Below are 16,489 nucleotides of genomic sequence, written 5' to 3'. Positions count from 1 at the left end.
CAGCGTCGCGACCCGTGCCCTCCTGCCCCTCGGTCAGGGCGCCACGCGCCCGTTCGCCGCGAACGCCGCCGCCGTGCCCGGCATGAGCTCGGTCCAGGCGGTCTCCATCTTCTCGGCGCACATCTCGATCTCGCGCTGGGGGAAGGACGGGAACGAGGCGTCGTCGCTCTTCGTGCGGAGGCTCAGGAAGTTCATGAGCGACCGGGCGTTGAGCGTGACGTACATCGACGAGTAGATGTTCAAGGGCAGGACCACGCGGGCCACCTCGCGGGCGACGCCGGCCTCGAGCATGCGCTGGTACGAGGCGAAGGCCTCGGCCGACGTGCGTCGCACCTCGTCGTCGACGATCGCGTGCTGCTCGTCGGTGCCGGCGAGGAACTCGTAGGCACCGGGCTTGCCGACCTGCACGAGGTTGCGCTGCGGACCGGGCACGTAGAAGACCGGGCGCAGCTCGCGGTAGCGACCGCTCTCTTCGTTGTAGCTGGCCATGCGGTGCCGCATGAACTCGCGGAACACGAAGATCGGTGCCTGCACGTAGAAGGTCATCGAGTTGTGCTCGAAGGGCGACCCGTGGCGGTCGCGCATGAGGTAGTTGATGAGGCCCCGGTCCCGGCGCGCCTGCACCTCGGGGTCGACGCTGGTCTCCGCGCCCTGGGCGATGTCGAGGGTCTGCTCCCCCTGCGTCGACACCCTCGCCGCGAAGACGACGTCGGAGTCGGAGGCGTTGGCCCGGACCAGCTCGACGGTGACGTCGGAGCGGAAGACGAGGTCGTGGGCGGGGGTCGCGGGGGTCTCGGTCACGGCGACGACTCTACCCTCCGGGCCACGGTGGGCGAGCCCAGGGCGAGCCGCAGGCGAGCCGCAGGAGGCGCGCCTACGGTGGCAGGGGCCGGGGGCGTCCCGGCGCGACGACGAAGGCAGAGGGACCATGACGGACCAGACGCAGACCGTGCTCATCGCGGGGGCCTCGGGCATGATCGGCACCGAGCTCACCCAGCAGCTGCGGGCGGAGGGGCACACCGTGCTCTCGCTCGTCCGCCGGGCTCCCCGGGCGCAGCACGAGCACGCCTGGTCGCCCGCCCACGGCATCGTCGACCACCACCTGCTGGGACGCGTGGACGCCGTCGTCAACCTCTCGGGCGCGCCCCTGGGCCGTCTGCCCTGGACGCCCCGCTACCGGAGGGAGATCCGCGACTCCCGCGTGCAGGCGACCACGACGCTCGTGCGGGCGATGGCGCGCACGGACACGCCCCCGCGCACCTTCCTCAGCGGCTCGGCCGTCGGCTTCTACGGCGATCGCCCCCTCGACCGCCTCACCGAGGACGCCGGCAAGGGGCACGGGTTCCTCGCCGACGTCGTGGAGGCCTGGGAACGGGCCGCCACGGGCGCGCCCGAGGGCACGCGCGTGGCGCTGCTGCGCACGGGCATCGTGCTCGGACCGGGCGGAGCCGTGAAGCCCCTCGTGCCCCTCACCCGGCTCGGCCTCGGGGCGACGATGGGGTCGGGGAAGCAGTACTGGCCCTGGATCAGCCTCCACGACGAGGCCGCCGCCATCGGGCACCTGCTCACGTCGGAGCTGTCCGGTCCCGTCAACCTCGTCGGGCCCGAGCCGGCCACGAGCGCCCAGGTGACGACGGGCCTCGCGCAGGAGCTCCACCGGCCGCACGCCCTGAGGGTGCCCGAGGGCGTCATCGCGAACGCGATGGGCGACGCAGGGCGCGAGATGCTGCTGGCCAGTCAGCGCGTCGTCCCCGAGGCACTGCTCGCCGACGGGTTCGCCTTCCGGCACCGCACGCTGGACGAGGCGCTCGACGCGCTCCTGCCGCTGCTCTAGCCCGCGCCGCCCGGACGGGCGGACGCGTCGGTGCGTCGCAGGGCGACGGCGCGACGCACCGCCCGCCGGGCGCGCCTGCGGTCACCGCACGCGTCGTACGCGAGGCCGAGCCGGAACCACGCCCGCCAGTCGTCCGGTCGCCGTTCGACCTCGGCCGCGTAGGGCGGGAAGGCCGCGTCGGCCGCCGCCCGGTCGTAACGGCCGGAGGCGCGCCGCGGCACGTCGTCGACGGGGAGGGTCCCCTCGGCGGCCATCTGCCGCACGATCTGCTGGGAGCGGAACCCGAAGGACACCTCGGCCCACAGTGCCCAGGCGCCCAGCAGCGGGAGCACCACGAGGGCCGCCCCGAGCACGACGGCGACGGGCTCCCCGCTCGCGACGAACAGCCACGCGCGGTGACCGACGAGCACCAGGTAGAGCACCAGGAGCGCCACCATGACGGCGGCGGCGACGCGGCCCCGCACGTCAGTCGAGGTCGAGCACGCGGTCGAGGCCCACGACCACGCCGCGGACGCCGCGGACGGCCCGGAGCGCCACGAGCACGCCCTGCTCGTACGCGGACTGCGAGATCGTGTCGTGCCGGAGGGTGAGCGTCTCGCCCTGCCCGCCCAGGACGACCTCTTGTCGCGCGACGACGCCCCGGAGACGGAGGCTGTGCACCGGCACGCTCGCGACCTGCTGGCCCCGGGCCCGCTGGTCGGCGTGCGGTGCGTCGACCGGGCCGAGGTCGCGGCGGGCCTCGGCGACGAGCTCGGCCGTGCGGACCGCGGTGCCCGACGGCGAGTCGACCTTGCCCTCGTGGTGGGCCTCGATGATCTCGACCGACTCGTAGAAGCGGGCGGCGACGGTGGCGAACCGCGTGGCGAGGACCGAGCCGAGCGAGAAGTTCGGCACGACGAGCACGCCCGGTCCCACCGCGGGGTCGGCGACGTCGCGCACCAGCGCGGTGAGCGAGGCGAGACGATCGGCGCTCCAGCCCGAGGTGCCCACGAGCACCGGCAGGCCGGCCCGCACGGCGTGCTCGACGACGGCGGGGCTGACCGCCGGGTGCGTCACGTCGACGACGACGTCGGCGCCCTCCATCGCGGAGAGGGCGTCCCGGGAGGAGAGCCCCGCGTGCAGCTCGAGGTCGGGTGCGGCCTCGACGAGGCCGACGATGTAGGAGCCGAGGGTGCCGGTCGCGCCCACGACCGCGATGCGCGTGGTCATGCCCACGACCCTACCGGGAGCCGTCAGATGGGCTGTTCGACGGGGAGCCCCGTGCGCAGCTCGACCGGCAGGTGCCCGAGGTCGTTGTGGGTCACGAGCTCCGGCGGCTTGGCCGAGCGCACGCGGATGATCGTGAGGCCCGCGTTGGCCTGGTTGATGCCCATCCAGCGCCAGGCCGGTGCTCCGAAGACCTCGCGGACGAACCAGCCGATGACGAAGTTGTGCGTGATCAGCAGGTCGTGGCGGTCCTCCCGGGAGGGCGTGAGCCACTCCGAGACGGCGTCCGCCATCTGCGCCTGCCCCGCCTCGACCTCGTCGTCGGTCACCGCTCCGAAGAACGGCTTGTACGCCTGGGGCATGTCGCTCGTGGGGCCGCTCGGCACGCAGTCGAAGAGGAGCGTCGAGGGCTCGCAGGCGAGCGCTGGCATGCGCTCGGTCATGATCCGCGCGGTCTCGGTGGCGCGCTCCAGCGGCGAGTGCCAGGCCGCGTCGAAGGGCACCCCGCCCAGCCGCTCGGCGATCAGGCGCGCCTGGCGCTTGCCTCGCTCCGACAACGGGCCGTCGGGCAGTCCGTGCTCTGCGTCCTGCTGTTCGCCGTGCCGGACGAGGTAGAGGTAGTGCGACACGGAGGCCTCCTGGTTCACCGGGCCCCCGCCGGCGCCGTCGCCGGGAGGGCAGATTCGTCGACCTCGCCCACCACGACGGTGGAGAGGGGGCCGCGCAGCAGCGTCGCGGCGAGCTCGCGCACGTCGTCGGCCGTGACCCGTTCGAGCCGGCGGAGCGACTCGTCGAGGTCGACGAACTCCCCCGTCGTCAGTTCGGCGCGACCGAGGCGGTTCATGCGCGTGTCGCTGTCCTCCAGGACGAGCGCGGCGGCACCGCCCAGCTGCCCCACGGCGCGACGGTGCTCGTCGGTCGTGATGCCCCCGTCGGCCAGCCCCGCCAGCTCGTCGAGCATGAGCGCGGCGACCTGGGGGGCGTTGCGCGGGGCGCACCCGGCGTAGAGGCCGAAGAGGCCTGCGTCGGAGTAGCTCGGGCCGAAGCTGTGGACCGAGTACGCGAGGCCGCGACGTTCGCGGACCTGCTGGAACAGCCGCGACGACATGCCCCCGCCCAGGACCGCGTTGAGCACGCCCAGCGCCGGACGGCGCGGGTCGCCCACGGCGAGTCCCGGGACGCCCAGCAGCACCGTCGCCTGCTCGAGCGGACGGCGCACCACGGTGACGGGCCTGCCCTGGGTCAGGACGGCGGCCCCCTGTCGACGACGCGCGGACGGACCGGAGGCCCGGTCGCGCCAGCCCGCCGCGTCGAGCGCCGCGGACACCCGGCGCACCACGTCGTCGTGGTCGACCGCCCCGGCCACGGACACGACCAGCGCGCCGGCCCCGTAGTGCTCCCGGTAGTGGTCGACGACGTCGTCCCGCCGCGCGACCCGGATGGCGTCGGGCGAACCGCCGATGGGCCGCCCCAGGGGATGGTCGCCGAAGACGGACTCGAAGAGGCGCTCGCCGGCCACGTCGGCGGGGTCGTCGTCGGCCATGGCGAGCTCTTCGAGGATGACGCCGCGCTCGGTCTCGAACTCCCCGGGATCGAGGACGCTCGAGGTGACCATGTCGGCGAGCACGTCGACCGCCGAGGGCAGGTCGACGTCGCGCACCTTGGCGTAGTAACAGGTGTGCTCCTTGGCGGTGGCGGCGTTGTGCTCGCCCCCCACCGACTCGAAGGAGACCGCGATGTCGAGCGCGGTGCGCGTGGGGGTGCCCTTGAAGAGCAGGTGCTCGAGGAAGTGGGTCGAGCCGCGGTCCGCGACGGACTCGTCGCGGGACCCGACGGCGACCCAGAAGCCGACCGTGGCGCTCCGCGCACCGGGGACCGCCTCGGTCAGCACGCGCGTGCCCGAGGGCAGGACCGTCCGACGGACGACCGCGTCGCCCGTCGCGACGAACGACAGATCGACCGCGTCGAGGGGAAGGGGGACCGGGCCGTTCATCAGGTCGAGCCTACGGGACGACGCCCCGGAAGGCCCTGGCACCTGCACTGGGGTACAGAAGGGGGACCCACAGACGACTTTGTTTGTCCTCCTTTCTGCTACTGTCGTCCCGTCGCCGCCGCTCCGTCCCTACCGGAGAGCGGCGACGCCACGGGCCGCGACCCCCAGCGGCCTCGGCGACGGCCCCCGCCGTCGCGTCCCGCCGAACAGCACCGAGGAGCACGCCATGACGGTCGAGTCCCCCACCTTCGTCCAGTCCGTCTCCCCGCCGGCCGTCGGCGCCGGTCCGCGGTCCGGGGGCGCCAAGCTGCGCGTCCTCGACACCGCGGACCGCCTCTTCTCCGACGAGGGCATCCGGGTCGTGGGCGTCGACCGGCTCATCGCCGAGTCGTCCGTCACGAAGGCGACGTTCTACAAGCACTTCGGCGCGAAGGACACCCTCGTCCTGCACTACCTGACCCGTCGCCACGAGGCCGACGTCGCCGAGCACGACGAGGTCGCCTCGTCGACCGACGACGGAGCCGAGGCGCTCCGCGAGCTCGTGGAGCGGCTCACCGTGCGCCTGCAGAAGGTCGGCTTCCGGGGCTCGCCCTACGCCAACGCCGCGGCCGAGTTCAGCGACCCGACGCATCCCGTCCGCGGCCTCGTCGCCGAGCACCGCGAGTGGCGCACCGGCGCCTACGCCGAGCTGTTCCAGCGCGCGGGGCACCCGATGCCGGGCGACGCGGCCGACGACCTGCAGCTGGCCGTCGACGGAGCCCAGCTGGGCGCGTACGCGGGCGACGCGATCGCCGCCGTCGCGAGCCTCCGTCGCGCGCTGGACCGCCTGCTCGCCGCCTGACGCGCCGCGCTGCGGCAGGAGGGCCCGCTCGACCGTCAGGTCGGGCGGGCCCTCCGTCGTCCTGCCCGTGCGGCACGCTCCGCCGTCGGCACGGGCACCAGCAGGAGCAGCAGCAGCAGCGTCAGTCGCTCGCGCGATCGAGGTCGAGCACCTGCGACCGCGACAGCTGCACACGGGCCGCCTGCGCCAGCTGCACGACCTGCGCCGCGTTCGTCGCGCTCGCGACCGGCGCCACGACGTTCGGCTTCGCGAGCAGCCAGGCCAGGGCGACGGCCGCGGCCGACACCTCGTGCACGGCAGCGATGCGGTCGAGCTCGTGGAGCACCCGCAGTCCGCGCTTGGTCAGGTGCTTCTGCACGGCCGCCCGGCGGGGGCTCCCCGCGGCGTCGGCCCGCGACCGGTACTTGCCGGTCAGGAACCCCCCTGCCAGGGCGAAGCGGGGCATGACGCCGAGGCGCTGCTGCGCGGCCACGTGCGCGAGTCCCTGCTCGTACTCGCCGCGGCGCAGGAGGTTGTACTCGTTCTGGAGCGCCACCATGGGCGCGACGCCGAGCATGCCCGCCGCGATGCGCGCCTCGTAGAGGCGGTTGCCCGAGTGGTGCGATCCACCGAACCAGCGCACCTTGCCGGCGCGGATCAGGTGGTCGACCGCGAGGAGCGTGCGCTCGAACGCCACCTCGGTGTCGTCGACGTGCAGGTAGAGCAGGTCGATGCGGTCCGTGCCGAGCCGTTCGAGGGAGGCCTCGACGCTGCGCTCGATCGCCCGGGGCGTGAGGCCGGGGTGGTCGGCGCCCTTGCCGACCTTGGTCGAGACCACCATCTCGTCGCGCGTGCGGCGCCGGCGCATCCAGGCGCCGATCATGATCTCGCTGCGCCCGCCGGCGTAGGAGTCCGCGGTGTCGACGAAGTTGCCGCCGACGTCGTGGTACGCGTCGAGCACGGCGGTGGTCTCGGCCTGGTCGGCGGTCCAGCCGAAGACGTTGCCGCCGAGGGCGAGCGGGAACACCCGCAGGTCGGAGACGCCGAGGCGTCGCCGCGGCTGGATGACGCCCAGGTCGACGGGCACCGTGGGCAGCCCGCTCGCGGCGGTCACGACGCTCGGCGCGGCCGCCGCAGCGGCTCGGTCGCGGCGTCGTCGTGGTGCGGGCAGCTCGACCGCGGGGACGACCGGCGACGCTCCCGTGCCCCGCCCTCGGGCTGGTCGCTCGGTCACGCTGCCTCCTCTTCGCGACGCCCGGTCCCCCGACCTCGGCGCCGTCGGAGCGGGCCGTCCACGTCTCGCCCCGAGCGTACGTGCTGGGGCCGCGGACGGCGCGGCGACGCACCCGATCGTTACCGGGACGACGCCCCGAGTTCGGGGGACGATCCGCCCCCGCAGCTCGACGCGCAGGAGGCCCGCCCCGACGGATCGGGACGGGCCTCCTGGGCTCACGGGTCGGGTCAGCCCTCGACGGGCGACTCGACCTCGGGCGAGGCGGCGTCGTCGGCCTCCTCGGCGACCACCGGGGCGAGCGAGAGCTTGCCGCGGTCGTCGATCTTCGTGATCTCGACGAGGACCTTCTGGCCGACGCCGAGGACGTCCTCGACGTTCTCGACGCGCTTGCCGCCGGCCAGCTTGCGGACCTCGCTGATGTGCAGGAGGCCGTCCTTGCCGGGGAGCAGCGAGACGAACGCACCGAAGGCGGCGATCTTCACGACCGTGCCGAGGAACTGCTCGCCGACCTCGGGGTTGGTCGGGTTGGCGATGGCGTTGACCTGGGCACGAGCGGCCTCCGCCGACGGACCGTCGACGGCGCCGATGTACACGGTGCCGTCCTCCTCGATGGAGATGTCGGCGCCGGTGTCGTCCTGGATGCCGTTGATCGTCTTGCCCTTGGGGCCGATCAGCTCGCCGATCTTGTCCTGCGGGATCTGGACCGAGATCACGCGGGGCGCGGTCGGGGCCATCTCGTCGGGGGCGTCGATCGCGCTCGTGAGCACGGCGAGGATGGCCGTGCGGGCCTCCTTCGCCTGCTTGAGCGCGGCGTCGAGGACCGCGGTGGGCAGGCCGTCGAGCTTCGTGTCGAGCTGGATCGCCGTGACGAACTCGCTCGTGCCGGCCACCTTGAAGTCCATGTCACCGAGGGCGTCCTCGGCTCCCAGGATGTCGGTGAGGGCCGCGTAGCGGGTCTGGCCGTCGACCTCGTCGGACACGAGGCCCATGGCGATGCCGGCGACCGGGGCGCGCAGCGGCACGCCGGCGTTGAGCAGCGACAGCGTCGAGGCACAGACGGAGCCCATCGAGGTCGAACCGTTGGAGCCGAGCGCCTCGGAGACCTGGCGGATCGCGTAGGGGAACTCCTCGCGGCTCGGCAGGACGGGGACGAGGGCGCGCTCGGCGAGGAAGCCGTGCCCGATCTCGCGGCGCTTCGGCGAGCCCACGCGGCCGGTCTCACCGGTCGAGTAGGGCGGGAAGTTGTAGTGGTGCAGGTAGCGCTTCTTCGTGACCGGGCTCAGCGAGTCGATCTGCTGCTCCATCTTGAGCATGTTGAGCGTGGTCACGCCCATGATCTGGGTCTCGCCGCGCTGGAAGATGGCGGAGCCGTGCACGCGCGGGATGACCTGCACCTCGGCGTCGAGCGGACGGATGTCGGCGAGGCCGCGGCCGTCCATGCGGACCTGCTCGGTGAGGATGCGGCCGCGGACGACCTTCTTCGTCGCCGTCTTGTAGGCGGCGCCGACCTGGCCCAGTGCGGTCTCGGGCAGCTCGCCGGCCTCGACCTTGGCCGCGATGGCGTCCTTGACGCGCGCCTTGAGGGCGTCGTCGGCGTCCTGGCGCTCGATCTTGCCGGCGATCGTGTACACCTCGGCGAGCTCGGTGCCGGCGGCCTCGGTGACCGCCGCGAGGACCTCGTCGGTGTAGGGCAGGAAGACCGGGTAGTCGGCGATCTCCTTGGCGGCCTGGGCGGCCATCTGCGACTGCGCGTCGACGAGCTGCTTGAGGAACGGCTTCGCCGCCTCGAGGCCCTGGGCCACGACGGCCTCGTCGGGCTTCGTCGCGCCGCCCTGGATGAGGCCCCAGGCGTGCTCGGTGGCCTCGGCCTCGACCATCATGATGGCGACGTCCTCGTTGCCCTGCGCGTCGGTGACGACGCGACCGGCGACCGTGAGGTCGAAGACGGCGTCGGCGAGCTGGCTCGCCTTGGGGAACGCGACCCACTGGTCGCCGATGAGCGCGAGGCGCACGCCGGCGATGGGGCCGGAGAACGGCAGGCCCGAGATCTGGGTCGAGGCGCTGGCCGCGTTGATGGCGAGCGCGTCGTAGAACTCGTCGGGCGCGATGCTGAGCACCGTGATGACGACCTGGACCTCGTTGCGCAGGCCCTCGACGAAGGAGGGGCGCAGCGGCCGGTCGATGAGGCGGCAGACGAGGATCGCCTCGGTCGAGGGGCGGCCCTCGCGACGGAAGAACGAGCCGGGGATCTTGCCCGCGGCGTACGAGCGCTCCTCGACGTCGATGGTCAGGGGGAAGAAGTCGAAGTTGTCCTTCGGCTTCTTGCTGGCGCTCGTGGCGCTCAGCAGCATGGTGTCGTCGTCGAGGTAGGCAGCGACGGCCCCCTGGGCCTGCTGCGCGAGACGACCCGTCTCGAAGCGGACGGTGCGCTTGCCGAACTTGCCGTTGTCGAGGACGGCTTCGCCGAACTTGATCTCTGGACCCTCCATGGGGCAGCTCCTCTTTGTCCTCCATCGAGGCCCCGTGTGGGCCTCGCTGTCGTGCGGGAGCAGGGCGGTCGCGGCAGCCCGCGGTCCTCTGGTCGGAGGCAACGCTCGCTCGTCGACGGCACAGGAGGCGGTCGTACGTCTGGCCAACAGTAGAAACGGTCGGACCCGCTGGGGTTCCGCCTGTCACCACCGGTGACCAGCAGCCGTGTCGGCCTGCTCCGCGAGCGAGCCTACCACCGGCCCCTCGCGGGCCTCCTGGAGGCGACGCTAGGGTCGTCGCATGGTCGACTCCCCCGCTCCGTGCCGCCTCCCGCGGTCCGGCACGGGCCGAGGTGCCCGGGCGGCCCGGGCCACCGCGACGGCGCTCGTGCTCGCCCTGGGGGCCTCCGTGCTCGGCACGACGCCCGCCCCGGCCGCCGAGCGGCCGTCGTGGGACGACGTCCGTGCCGCCCGGGGCGACGCGGCCGCCACCCAGCGCCAGGTCGACGCGGTCGAGGCGGCGCTCGACGACCTCGAGGCCACGGCCGCCGCCCGGGGGCGCAGCGCCGTGACGGCGGGTGCCGAGGCCGCCGAGGCGCGGACGGCGCTCGCGGCGGCGACCGCGGACCGGGACCGTCTCGCCGGCGACGCGGACCGCGCCGCCGAGCGCGCCGACGAGGCGGCGCGCAGCGCGGGGCAGCTCTCGGCCCAGCTCTACCGCACGGGCGGGGCCCGGTCCCTCGGCACGGGCCTGGTCGGGTCGGACGACGCCGGCGACGTCCTCTACCGCCTGGGCGCGCTGACCCAGCTCGGCGACCGCTGGCAGGGCGTGCTCGTCGGGGCCCAGGTCGCCCAGGGCACCGCGAGCTCCCTGCGGGACCGGGCCGCCGCGGCCGCCGGCGCCCTCGAGCGCGCGGCCGCCGAGGCCGACCGCAGCGCCGCCGAGGCGGCCGACGCCCAGCGCGCCGCCGACGCCGAGGTCACCACCGCGCAGGACGAGGGCGCGGAGCTCTACGCGCAGCTCGCCGAGCTCAAGCAGACCAGCGTCGACGTCGAGCAGCAGTACCGGGCGGGCGTGGCCGCGGAGAGGGCCTACGCGGAGCAGGCGGCAGCGGCGGCAGCAGCAGCAGCGGGGACCTCGGGAGGCGACGCCGCCTCCGGCACCGTCGTCCCGCCCGTCGCGGCACCACCTCCCGCCGCACCACCGGCCTCGGCACCGCCCGCCCCCGCCCCGTCGACCTCGCGGCCCGCGCCTCCGCCCGTCGCGCCTCCTGCCCCCGCCCCGGTCGCGCCGCCCGTGGCGGTCGTCGACGACCCTGCCGGCGCCAAGGCCTACGCCCGGTCCGCCCTCACGGCCCGCGGCCAGGGCGGCGACCAGTACACCTGTCTCGTGCAGCTCTGGAACCGCGAGTCGGGCTGGCGCACCGGGGCGACCAACCCGTCGAGCGGCGCCTACGGGATCCCCCAGGCGTACCCGGGCTCGCAGATGGCGTCGGCGGGCCTCGACTGGCGCACGAACCCCCGCACGCAGGTCGACTGGGGACTGGGGTACATCCGCGACCGGTACGTCACGGCGTGCGCCGCCTGGGACCACTCGAACCGCAAGGGCTGGTACTGAACCGGTCGACGGACCACCGCTCGCCCGGCCCTCGGCGCCCGCGGCTCCCCCGCACCACGAAGGACGGCCCGCCCCTCCGTGAGGAGGGACGGGCCGTCGGTCGAGACGGGTCTCGACGAGGTGCTAGCGGCGCAGGCCGATGCGCTCGATGAGCGAGCGGTAGCGGTTGATGTCGACGTTGCTCAGGTAACCGAGCAGGCGACGGCGCTGACCGACCAGGAGGAGCAGGCCACGACGCGAGTGGTGGTCGTGCTTGTGCTCCTTCAGGTGCTCGGTGAGGTCCTTGATGCGCTGCGACATCACGGCGATCTGGACCTCGGGGGATCCGGTGTCGCCGGGGTGGGTCGCGTACTCGTCGATGATCGCCTTCTTGACCTCGGGTGCGAGTGCCATGGGGATCCCCTCTCTCGTTCGTTGCGCGGTGCTCGTCGCAGGATGCGTGAGCTCTCTTGATCCGCGGCCGTCATGACGGCAACCTGTGGAGCTTACCAGACGGGGGCCTGCTGGCGGGCCCTCGAGCGAGGGCGACGTCGGCGCCGCCGCGGCAGGACCATGCCGACGAACGCCGCACCGATCACGGCGCCGAGGGTGTTCATGACGATGTCCTGCGGGTCGGAGAAGCGCGTGGCCGAGAGCATCGCGCCCTGGTACCACTCGATGGCGCAGGTCGCGGCGAAGCCGACGACGATGCCGACCCACCAGTACCGGCGCGGCAGCAGGAGGGCGGGGAACATGCCCATCGGCACGAACATCGCCACGTTGGCCGCGGCCTCGACGCGCGCGAAGGTGATCCAGTCCGTCTCGTCGTGGCGGGAGAAGAACCCGAGCGCCCGGTACAGGAGGTCGCTCGCCCCGGGCCCGTACACCGACGGGCGCAGCGTCATCCACGCCACGAAGGCGAGGTAGACGAGGCTGAGGAGCAGCAGGACGGCACGGCGCATCCCCCCATGGTGCGGCAGGCGACCTGGGCGGAGCCCCCTCGGGGCCGGAAGTCCTCCGGGAGGACGACCGGGATCGACCGGACGTCGCAGGCCGCCCCCGGCGCCGGCCCTAGCCTGGCGGGGTGCAGCAGCTCAGCGATCTCTGGTCCCGCGTCGTCCTCCGCGCCGAGCCCCTGCCCGTCGGGTGGCTCCTCGCCGCGGTGGCCGTCGGGGTCGTCCTGGTGGTGCTGCCGGGCACCTGGCGGCGGGTCCGGCACGCCGTGACGGTGCTGCACGAGGGCGGCCACGGCCTCGCAGCCGTGCTCTCGGGTCGGAGGCTCTCGGGCATCCGCCTGCACTCCGACACCTCGGGGCTGACCGTGTCGCGCGGGCCGGCCCGGGGCCCGGGCATGGTCGTGACGCTGCTCGCGGGCTACACGGCCCCCGCCCTGGCCGCGCTCGGTGCCGCCTGGCTCATGGGTGCGGGCTACGCGGCGGGCCTGCTCTGGGCGCTGCTGGTGCTGCTCGCCCTGGTGCTGGTGCAGATCCGCAACTGGTTCGGCCTGTGGGTGGTGCTCGTCGGCGTGGCGCTCGTCGCGGGCGTGACGTTCGCGGCTCCGCCGCTGTGGCAGCAGCTCTTCGGGGTCGTCGTGACGACCGTGCTCGGGGTGGGCGCGCTGCGGGCCGCCGTCGAGCTGCAGGGCAGTCGACGCCGCTCCCGGTCGTCGGCGTCGGACGCCGACCAGCTCGCCCGTCTCACCCGGGTGCCCGGCCTCGTCTGGGTGGCCCTGTTCGTCGTCGTGGCCGCGGCGTGCGTCGTCGGTGGCGCCGTGCTGCTCGTCCCGGGCGTGGGCGACGCGGTGGGCGGGCTGCGGGGCTGACGCCGGCCCGGCCGCGACGGTCAGGAGGCACGTGCCCGGTCGTCGAGAGGCTCGGCCCCGACGGTCAGGAGGCGCGTGCGCTGGGGTCGGCCCGGCGCGCCCGTCAGGCGGGCGCGCTGGTGAGCGCGTGCACCGGCACGGTCGCCGCGAGCCGGTCACGGCCGCCGAGGCCGTCGAGCTCCAGCAGCACCGCGATGCCGACGACGTCGTAGCCGGCCCGCTCCAGGAGCGTCACGGTCGCGAGGGCGGTGCCGCCCGTGGCGAGCACGTCGTCGACGACGAGGACGCGCGCGCCCTGGGGCAGCTGGCCCGGACGCACCTCGAGCGTGGCCTCGCCGTACTCGAGCGCGTAGCTCTCGCTGAGCACCTCGCCGGGCAGCTTGCCCGCCTTGCGCACGGTGACCACGCCGACGCCCTGCTCGATCGCGATGCCGCCGGCGAGCGCGAAGCCGCGGGCCTCGATGCCCGCGACGGCGGTGAACGACCCGTCGAAGGGCTCGGAGAGGCCGGCGGTGACCGTCGCGAAGGCGTCGGCGTCGGAGAAGACGGGCGTCACGTCGCGGAAGAGGATCCCGGGCTTCGGGAAGTCGGGCACGAGGGCGGTGAGGCGGTCGACGAGGGCGGCGGCGTCAGAGGTCGTCATTGGGTCGAGGTTACCGGGGGCGAGGGGCATGCCGGGACCGGGCGGGCCTCCTGCGCCCCGTGCCGGGGAGGCCCACCGGTCGGACCGTCGGTGGTCGGTGGCAGGGTCGGGGCATGACCCGCCACGTCGTGCCCCCGTACCTGCTGGCCCGCCTCGCCGAGGCCGGCGACCGGTTCGACCGGGCGGCCCGGGCCGCGCGCGCCGGGCTGGCCGGGTGGGAGGCCGTCGCCGACCACCGGGACGACGCGCCGCCGTCGGCGGTCCCCGGCCGGAGCGGCGGGCTCGACCGCACCGTCTCCGACGCCGGCGGTCGCGAGGAGCTCCCCGGCCGCACGGTCCGCACCGAGGGCGGCCCCGCGACCGACGACGTCGCCGCGACCGAGGCGTACGACGGTCTCGGTGCCACGTACGCGCTCCTCGCCGAGGTCTACGGGCGCTCGTCGATCGACGACGACGGGCTGCCCCTCCGGGCGACGGTGCACTACGGCGACGACTACGACAACGCCTTCTGGGACGGCGAGCGGATGGTCTTCGGCGACGGCGACGGCGAGGTCTTCCGTCGGTTCACCGCGTCGGTCAGCGTCATCGGGCACGAGCTCGCGCACGGCCTCACCCAGTACACGACGAACCTCGCGTACCGCGGGCAGTCCGGCGCCCTCAACGAGTCGGTCAGCGACGTCTTCGGGGCGCTCGTCGAGCAGTACGCCGCGGGCCAGACGGTCGACGAGGCGTCCTGGCTCATCGGCGAGGGGCTCTTCACGGAGGCGGTGCAGGGCCGCGCGCTCCGCTCCATGGCCGCGCCGGGCAGCGCGTACGACGACGACGTGCTCGGCAGCGACCCGCAGCCCGGGCACCTCGACGACCTCGTCGTCACGGAGCAGGACGCCGGCGGCGTGCACATCAACTCCGGCATCCCGAACCGCGCCTTCCACCTGGTGGCCACCGCGCTCGGCGGCCACGCGTGGGAGCGCGCGGGGCAGGTCTGGTACGACACCGTCACGGCGGGCACGCTGCCGGCGACCGCCGACTTCGCCCGCTTCGCGGCGGCGACCCTCGAGGCGGCCGTCGCGCGCTACGGGGCCGGCTCCGACGAGGCGCGCGCGGTCGCGGCCGGTTGGACGGCCGTGGGACTGCCGCTCGACGCGTCCTGACGACGGCGCCGACCGGGAGGCGCCGGCCCGGGCCCGGGCAGGAGGCGCGGGTACCATCGCGACATGATCGTCACCGTCGCGCGCACCGGGGGCGTCGCGGGCCTCACGCGCACCTGGCGCGTCGACGTGGACGCGGAGCCGGACACCGAGTCGTGGCTCGTGCTGCTCGACGCCCTGCCCTGGTCGGACCTCCCCCGCGGGCAGGAGGCCCGACCCGACCGCTTCGTCTGGCTGGTCACGGTCGGGGCCCGCCCGGTGCGCGAGGCCACCCTGCCCGAGCAGCAGGTGACGGGACCGTGGCGCGAGCTCGTCGACCGGGTGCGCGCCGCCGGGTCCGCCGACCGCCCCTCCGGCCGGGGCTCGGTGCCGGGCGACGAGGGCCCGTCCGCCCCCTGACCCTGCGCGGCGTTCCTGGGCGCGTCCGGGCGCCCGCGGTGGAGGATGGACGGATGACGACCTCCGACGACACCGTCAGCGTCCGACGGGCCGAACAGGACGACCTGCACGCGGCGGCCGGGCTGCGCTGGCGCTGGATCGTGGGCGAACGCGGGAGCGCACCCCTCGACGACGCCGAGGGATTCGCCGCCTCACTGGTGGCCTGGGCGGACCAGCACGCCGACACGCACCTGTGCCTCGTCGCCGTCGACGGCGCCCACGGCACGGAGCAGGTCGTGGGGCTGGCCTGGCTCGCCCTGCAGGAGCGCGTGCCGACGCCCTCGCTCCCCCGACGCCTCACCGGCGACGTGCAGTCCGTCTACGTCGCGCCGGAGCACCGCGGCGCCGGCGTCGCGCGGCGCCTGGTCGACGCCCTCCTCGCCGAGGCCTGGGCGCTCGGGCTGGAGCGCGTCACGGTCCACTCCGACCCGGGCGCCGTGCGCCTGTACGAACGGGCCGGCTTCGCGGCGACCCCGAGCCTGCTCGAGATCGACCGCCCCGACCCAGCCCGGGACCGTGCCGACCCGGTCCCGGACCTCGACGCCCCCGCCCCGACCCCCGACGAGGAGCACCGCCCGTGAGCGAGCCCGCCCGCACCCCCGACGACGCGCAGGCGCCCCGCCTGGCGCGCCGCCACGTCGTGCTGCCCGTCCTCCTCTCGATCGGGGTCGCCGCCCTCGCCGCGGTCGTCGTCGTGGCGTTCGCCGTCGCCGGGCCGGAGGCGAAGGACGGGCACCGGCCGGACGTCCGGGTCGCCCGCGGCGCCAGCACCGCTCCCCCGTGGCCGGCACCGACGGGGCGCACGGCGCTCGAGGAGCGCGCCCGGGGCGCCGGCCTCGAGGACGTCTGGGGGCAGGACCTCGCGATGCACGACCACGCGCACGTCACGGTCACGGTCGACGGCGAGCCCGTGACGGTCCCCGGCGACATCGGCCACGACGAGGCGGCCCGGTTCGCCGCCGAGATCCACACGCACGACACCTCGGGCATCGTCCACGTCGAGTCGCCCACGGCCGAGGAGTTCACGCTCGGCCAGTTCTTCAGCGAGTGGGGCGTCGCCCTCGACGAGGAGCACGTGGGCTCCCTGGGCGGTGCGCCGGAGCAGCGGCTCACCGTCTGGGTCGGCGGCAAGGTGCACCGCGGCGACCCCGCCCAGATCGTGCTCGAGGACCTCGTCGACGTCGACCTCGTGCTCACCCCCGAGGGCGGCCTCGCGACGCCGCCCGAGCCGTTCGACTGGCCGGCGAACTACCGCTGAGCCCCGGTGCCGTGACGGCGCCGGCAGC

Annotated in this window: 18 protein-coding genes; 8 read left to right on the top strand and 10 right to left on the bottom strand. The window is 74.6% G+C overall.

Going from position 1 to position 16,489, the window contains the following annotated elements:
• Positions 1–33: 33 nt before the first annotated feature.
• The gene (thyX, locus tag ACYVHQ_RS01705) at positions 34–801 is read right to left on the bottom strand and encodes an FAD-dependent thymidylate synthase (protein ID WP_460510339.1); all 768 of its coding nucleotides are present in this window, start codon (positions 799–801) and stop codon (positions 34–36) included.
• Positions 802–928: 127 nt separating this feature from the next.
• Between thyX and ACYVHQ_RS01700 the strand changes: the two genes are divergently transcribed.
• Positions 929–1,834, top strand: a complete 906-nt coding sequence (locus tag ACYVHQ_RS01700; protein ID WP_460510336.1) for a TIGR01777 family oxidoreductase — start codon at positions 929–931, stop codon at positions 1,832–1,834.
• On the opposite strand, the gene ACYVHQ_RS01695 is transcribed toward ACYVHQ_RS01700, so the two are convergent.
• From ACYVHQ_RS01695 to ACYVHQ_RS01680, 4 genes are read right to left on the bottom strand one after another with little or no spacing between them, the layout of a single operon-like run.
• The gene (locus ACYVHQ_RS01695; RefSeq protein WP_460510334.1) at positions 1,831–2,298 is read right to left on the bottom strand and encodes a hypothetical protein; all 468 of its coding nucleotides are present in this window, start codon (positions 2,296–2,298) and stop codon (positions 1,831–1,833) included. The genes ACYVHQ_RS01700 and ACYVHQ_RS01695 overlap by 4 nt on opposite strands.
• A 1-nt stretch (position 2,299) precedes the next feature.
• Positions 2,300–3,043 (bottom strand): 4-hydroxy-tetrahydrodipicolinate reductase, encoded by a 744-nt coding sequence (gene dapB / locus ACYVHQ_RS01690; RefSeq protein WP_460510332.1) that lies wholly within the window; start codon positions 3,041–3,043, stop codon positions 2,300–2,302.
• Positions 3,044–3,066: 23 nt separating this feature from the next.
• Positions 3,067–3,669: a histidine phosphatase family protein gene (locus ACYVHQ_RS01685; protein ID WP_460510330.1), complete on the bottom strand. Its 603-nt coding sequence runs from the start codon at positions 3,667–3,669 to the stop codon at positions 3,067–3,069.
• A gap of 14 nt (positions 3,670–3,683) precedes the next feature.
• Positions 3,684–5,033, bottom strand: coding sequence for a M16 family metallopeptidase (locus ACYVHQ_RS01680; RefSeq protein WP_460510328.1), 1,350 nt, complete (start codon positions 5,031–5,033; stop codon positions 3,684–3,686).
• Positions 5,034–5,259: 226 nt separating this feature from the next.
• Here ACYVHQ_RS01680 and ACYVHQ_RS01675 point away from each other — a divergent pair, with 226 nt between their 5' ends.
• Positions 5,260–5,874, top strand: coding sequence for a TetR/AcrR family transcriptional regulator (locus tag ACYVHQ_RS01675; RefSeq protein WP_460510326.1), 615 nt, complete (start codon positions 5,260–5,262; stop codon positions 5,872–5,874).
• A 121-nt stretch (positions 5,875–5,995) separates the two neighbouring features.
• On the opposite strand, the gene ACYVHQ_RS01670 is transcribed toward ACYVHQ_RS01675, so the two are convergent.
• Both ACYVHQ_RS01670 and ACYVHQ_RS01665 read right to left on the bottom strand, forming a co-directional pair.
• The gene (locus ACYVHQ_RS01670) at positions 5,996–7,087 is read right to left on the bottom strand and encodes an aldo/keto reductase (RefSeq protein WP_460510324.1); all 1,092 of its coding nucleotides are present in this window, start codon (positions 7,085–7,087) and stop codon (positions 5,996–5,998) included.
• Positions 7,088–7,314: 227 nt separating this feature from the next.
• Positions 7,315–9,576 carry a polyribonucleotide nucleotidyltransferase gene (locus ACYVHQ_RS01665; protein ID WP_460510322.1) on the bottom strand — a complete coding sequence of 754 codons (2,262 nt, stop codon included), beginning with the start codon at positions 9,574–9,576 and terminating at the stop codon, positions 7,315–7,317.
• A 280-nt stretch (positions 9,577–9,856) separates the two neighbouring features.
• On the opposite strand from ACYVHQ_RS01665, the gene ACYVHQ_RS01660 reads away from it, so the two are divergent.
• A complete protein-coding gene (locus tag ACYVHQ_RS01660) occupies positions 9,857–11,173 on the top strand; it encodes an aggregation-promoting factor C-terminal-like domain-containing protein (protein ID WP_460510320.1) in 1,317 nt (438 codons plus the stop codon).
• Between the two features lie 123 nt (positions 11,174–11,296).
• Here the strand turns inward: ACYVHQ_RS01660 and rpsO are convergent, their stop codons facing one another.
• Both rpsO and ACYVHQ_RS01650 read right to left on the bottom strand, forming a co-directional pair.
• A complete protein-coding gene (rpsO, locus tag ACYVHQ_RS01655; protein ID WP_460510318.1) occupies positions 11,297–11,566 on the bottom strand; it encodes a 30S ribosomal protein S15 in 270 nt (89 codons plus the stop codon).
• A 92-nt stretch (positions 11,567–11,658) separates the two neighbouring features.
• Positions 11,659–12,114 carry a VanZ family protein gene (locus tag ACYVHQ_RS01650; protein ID WP_460510316.1) on the bottom strand — a complete coding sequence of 152 codons (456 nt, stop codon included), beginning with the start codon at positions 12,112–12,114 and terminating at the stop codon, positions 11,659–11,661.
• Between the two features lie 122 nt (positions 12,115–12,236).
• On the opposite strand from ACYVHQ_RS01650, the gene ACYVHQ_RS01645 reads away from it, so the two are divergent.
• The gene (locus tag ACYVHQ_RS01645; protein ID WP_460510314.1) at positions 12,237–12,974 is read left to right on the top strand and encodes a M50 family metallopeptidase; all 738 of its coding nucleotides are present in this window, start codon (positions 12,237–12,239) and stop codon (positions 12,972–12,974) included.
• A 103-nt stretch (positions 12,975–13,077) separates the two neighbouring features.
• Here the strand turns inward: ACYVHQ_RS01645 and ACYVHQ_RS01640 are convergent, their stop codons facing one another.
• On the bottom strand, positions 13,078–13,617 hold the full coding sequence (locus tag ACYVHQ_RS01640; protein WP_460510312.1) for an adenine phosphoribosyltransferase: 540 nt from the start codon (positions 13,615–13,617) through the stop codon (positions 13,078–13,080).
• Positions 13,618–13,730: 113 nt separating this feature from the next.
• Here ACYVHQ_RS01640 and ACYVHQ_RS01635 point away from each other — a divergent pair, with 113 nt between their 5' ends.
• From ACYVHQ_RS01635 to ACYVHQ_RS01620, 4 genes are all read left to right on the top strand, one after another.
• Positions 13,731–14,768 (top strand): M4 family metallopeptidase, encoded by a 1,038-nt coding sequence (locus ACYVHQ_RS01635; protein ID WP_460510310.1) that lies wholly within the window; start codon positions 13,731–13,733, stop codon positions 14,766–14,768.
• A gap of 63 nt (positions 14,769–14,831) precedes the next feature.
• Complete coding sequence (locus tag ACYVHQ_RS01630) at positions 14,832–15,164, top strand: protealysin inhibitor emfourin (RefSeq protein WP_460510308.1); 333 nt, start codon at positions 14,832–14,834, stop codon at positions 15,162–15,164.
• Positions 15,165–15,217: 53 nt separating this feature from the next.
• Positions 15,218–15,784, top strand: a complete 567-nt coding sequence (locus ACYVHQ_RS01625) for a GNAT family N-acetyltransferase (protein WP_460510306.1) — start codon at positions 15,218–15,220, stop codon at positions 15,782–15,784.
• Positions 15,781–16,461, top strand: a complete 681-nt coding sequence (locus ACYVHQ_RS01620) for a hypothetical protein (protein WP_460510304.1) — start codon at positions 15,781–15,783, stop codon at positions 16,459–16,461. The genes ACYVHQ_RS01625 and ACYVHQ_RS01620 overlap by 4 nt, the downstream gene beginning before the upstream one ends.
• Positions 16,462–16,489: the final 28 nt, after the last annotated feature.

This window comes from Frigoribacterium salinisoli (assembly GCF_054781095.1).
Note: the sequence above shows the minus strand (reverse complement) of the source record. Positions and strands in the feature narration are given on the sequence as shown.

Coding starts and splice junctions, on each gene's coding strand:
- ACYVHQ_RS01700 (WP_460510336.1), top strand. CDS start 929: ATGACGGACCAGACGCAGACCGTGCTCATCGCGGGGGCCTCGGGCATG.
- dapB (WP_460510332.1), bottom strand. CDS start 3,043: ATGACCACGCGCATCGCGGTCGTGGGCGCGACCGGCACCCTCGGCTCC.
- ACYVHQ_RS01680 (WP_460510328.1), bottom strand. CDS start 5,033: ATGAACGGCCCGGTCCCCCTTCCCCTCGACGCGGTCGATCTGTCGTTC.
- ACYVHQ_RS01675 (WP_460510326.1), top strand. CDS start 5,260: ATGACGGTCGAGTCCCCCACCTTCGTCCAGTCCGTCTCCCCGCCGGCC.
- ACYVHQ_RS01665 (WP_460510322.1), bottom strand. CDS start 9,576: ATGGAGGGTCCAGAGATCAAGTTCGGCGAAGCCGTCCTCGACAACGGC.
- ACYVHQ_RS01660 (WP_460510320.1), top strand. CDS start 9,857: ATGGTCGACTCCCCCGCTCCGTGCCGCCTCCCGCGGTCCGGCACGGGC.
- rpsO (WP_460510318.1), bottom strand. CDS start 11,566: ATGGCACTCGCACCCGAGGTCAAGAAGGCGATCATCGACGAGTACGCG.
- ACYVHQ_RS01650 (WP_460510316.1), bottom strand. CDS start 12,114: ATGCGCCGTGCCGTCCTGCTGCTCCTCAGCCTCGTCTACCTCGCCTTC.
- ACYVHQ_RS01640 (WP_460510312.1), bottom strand. CDS start 13,617: ATGACGACCTCTGACGCCGCCGCCCTCGTCGACCGCCTCACCGCCCTC.
- ACYVHQ_RS01635 (WP_460510310.1), top strand. CDS start 13,731: ATGACCCGCCACGTCGTGCCCCCGTACCTGCTGGCCCGCCTCGCCGAG.
- ACYVHQ_RS01630 (WP_460510308.1), top strand. CDS start 14,832: ATGATCGTCACCGTCGCGCGCACCGGGGGCGTCGCGGGCCTCACGCGC.
- ACYVHQ_RS01625 (WP_460510306.1), top strand. CDS start 15,218: ATGACGACCTCCGACGACACCGTCAGCGTCCGACGGGCCGAACAGGAC.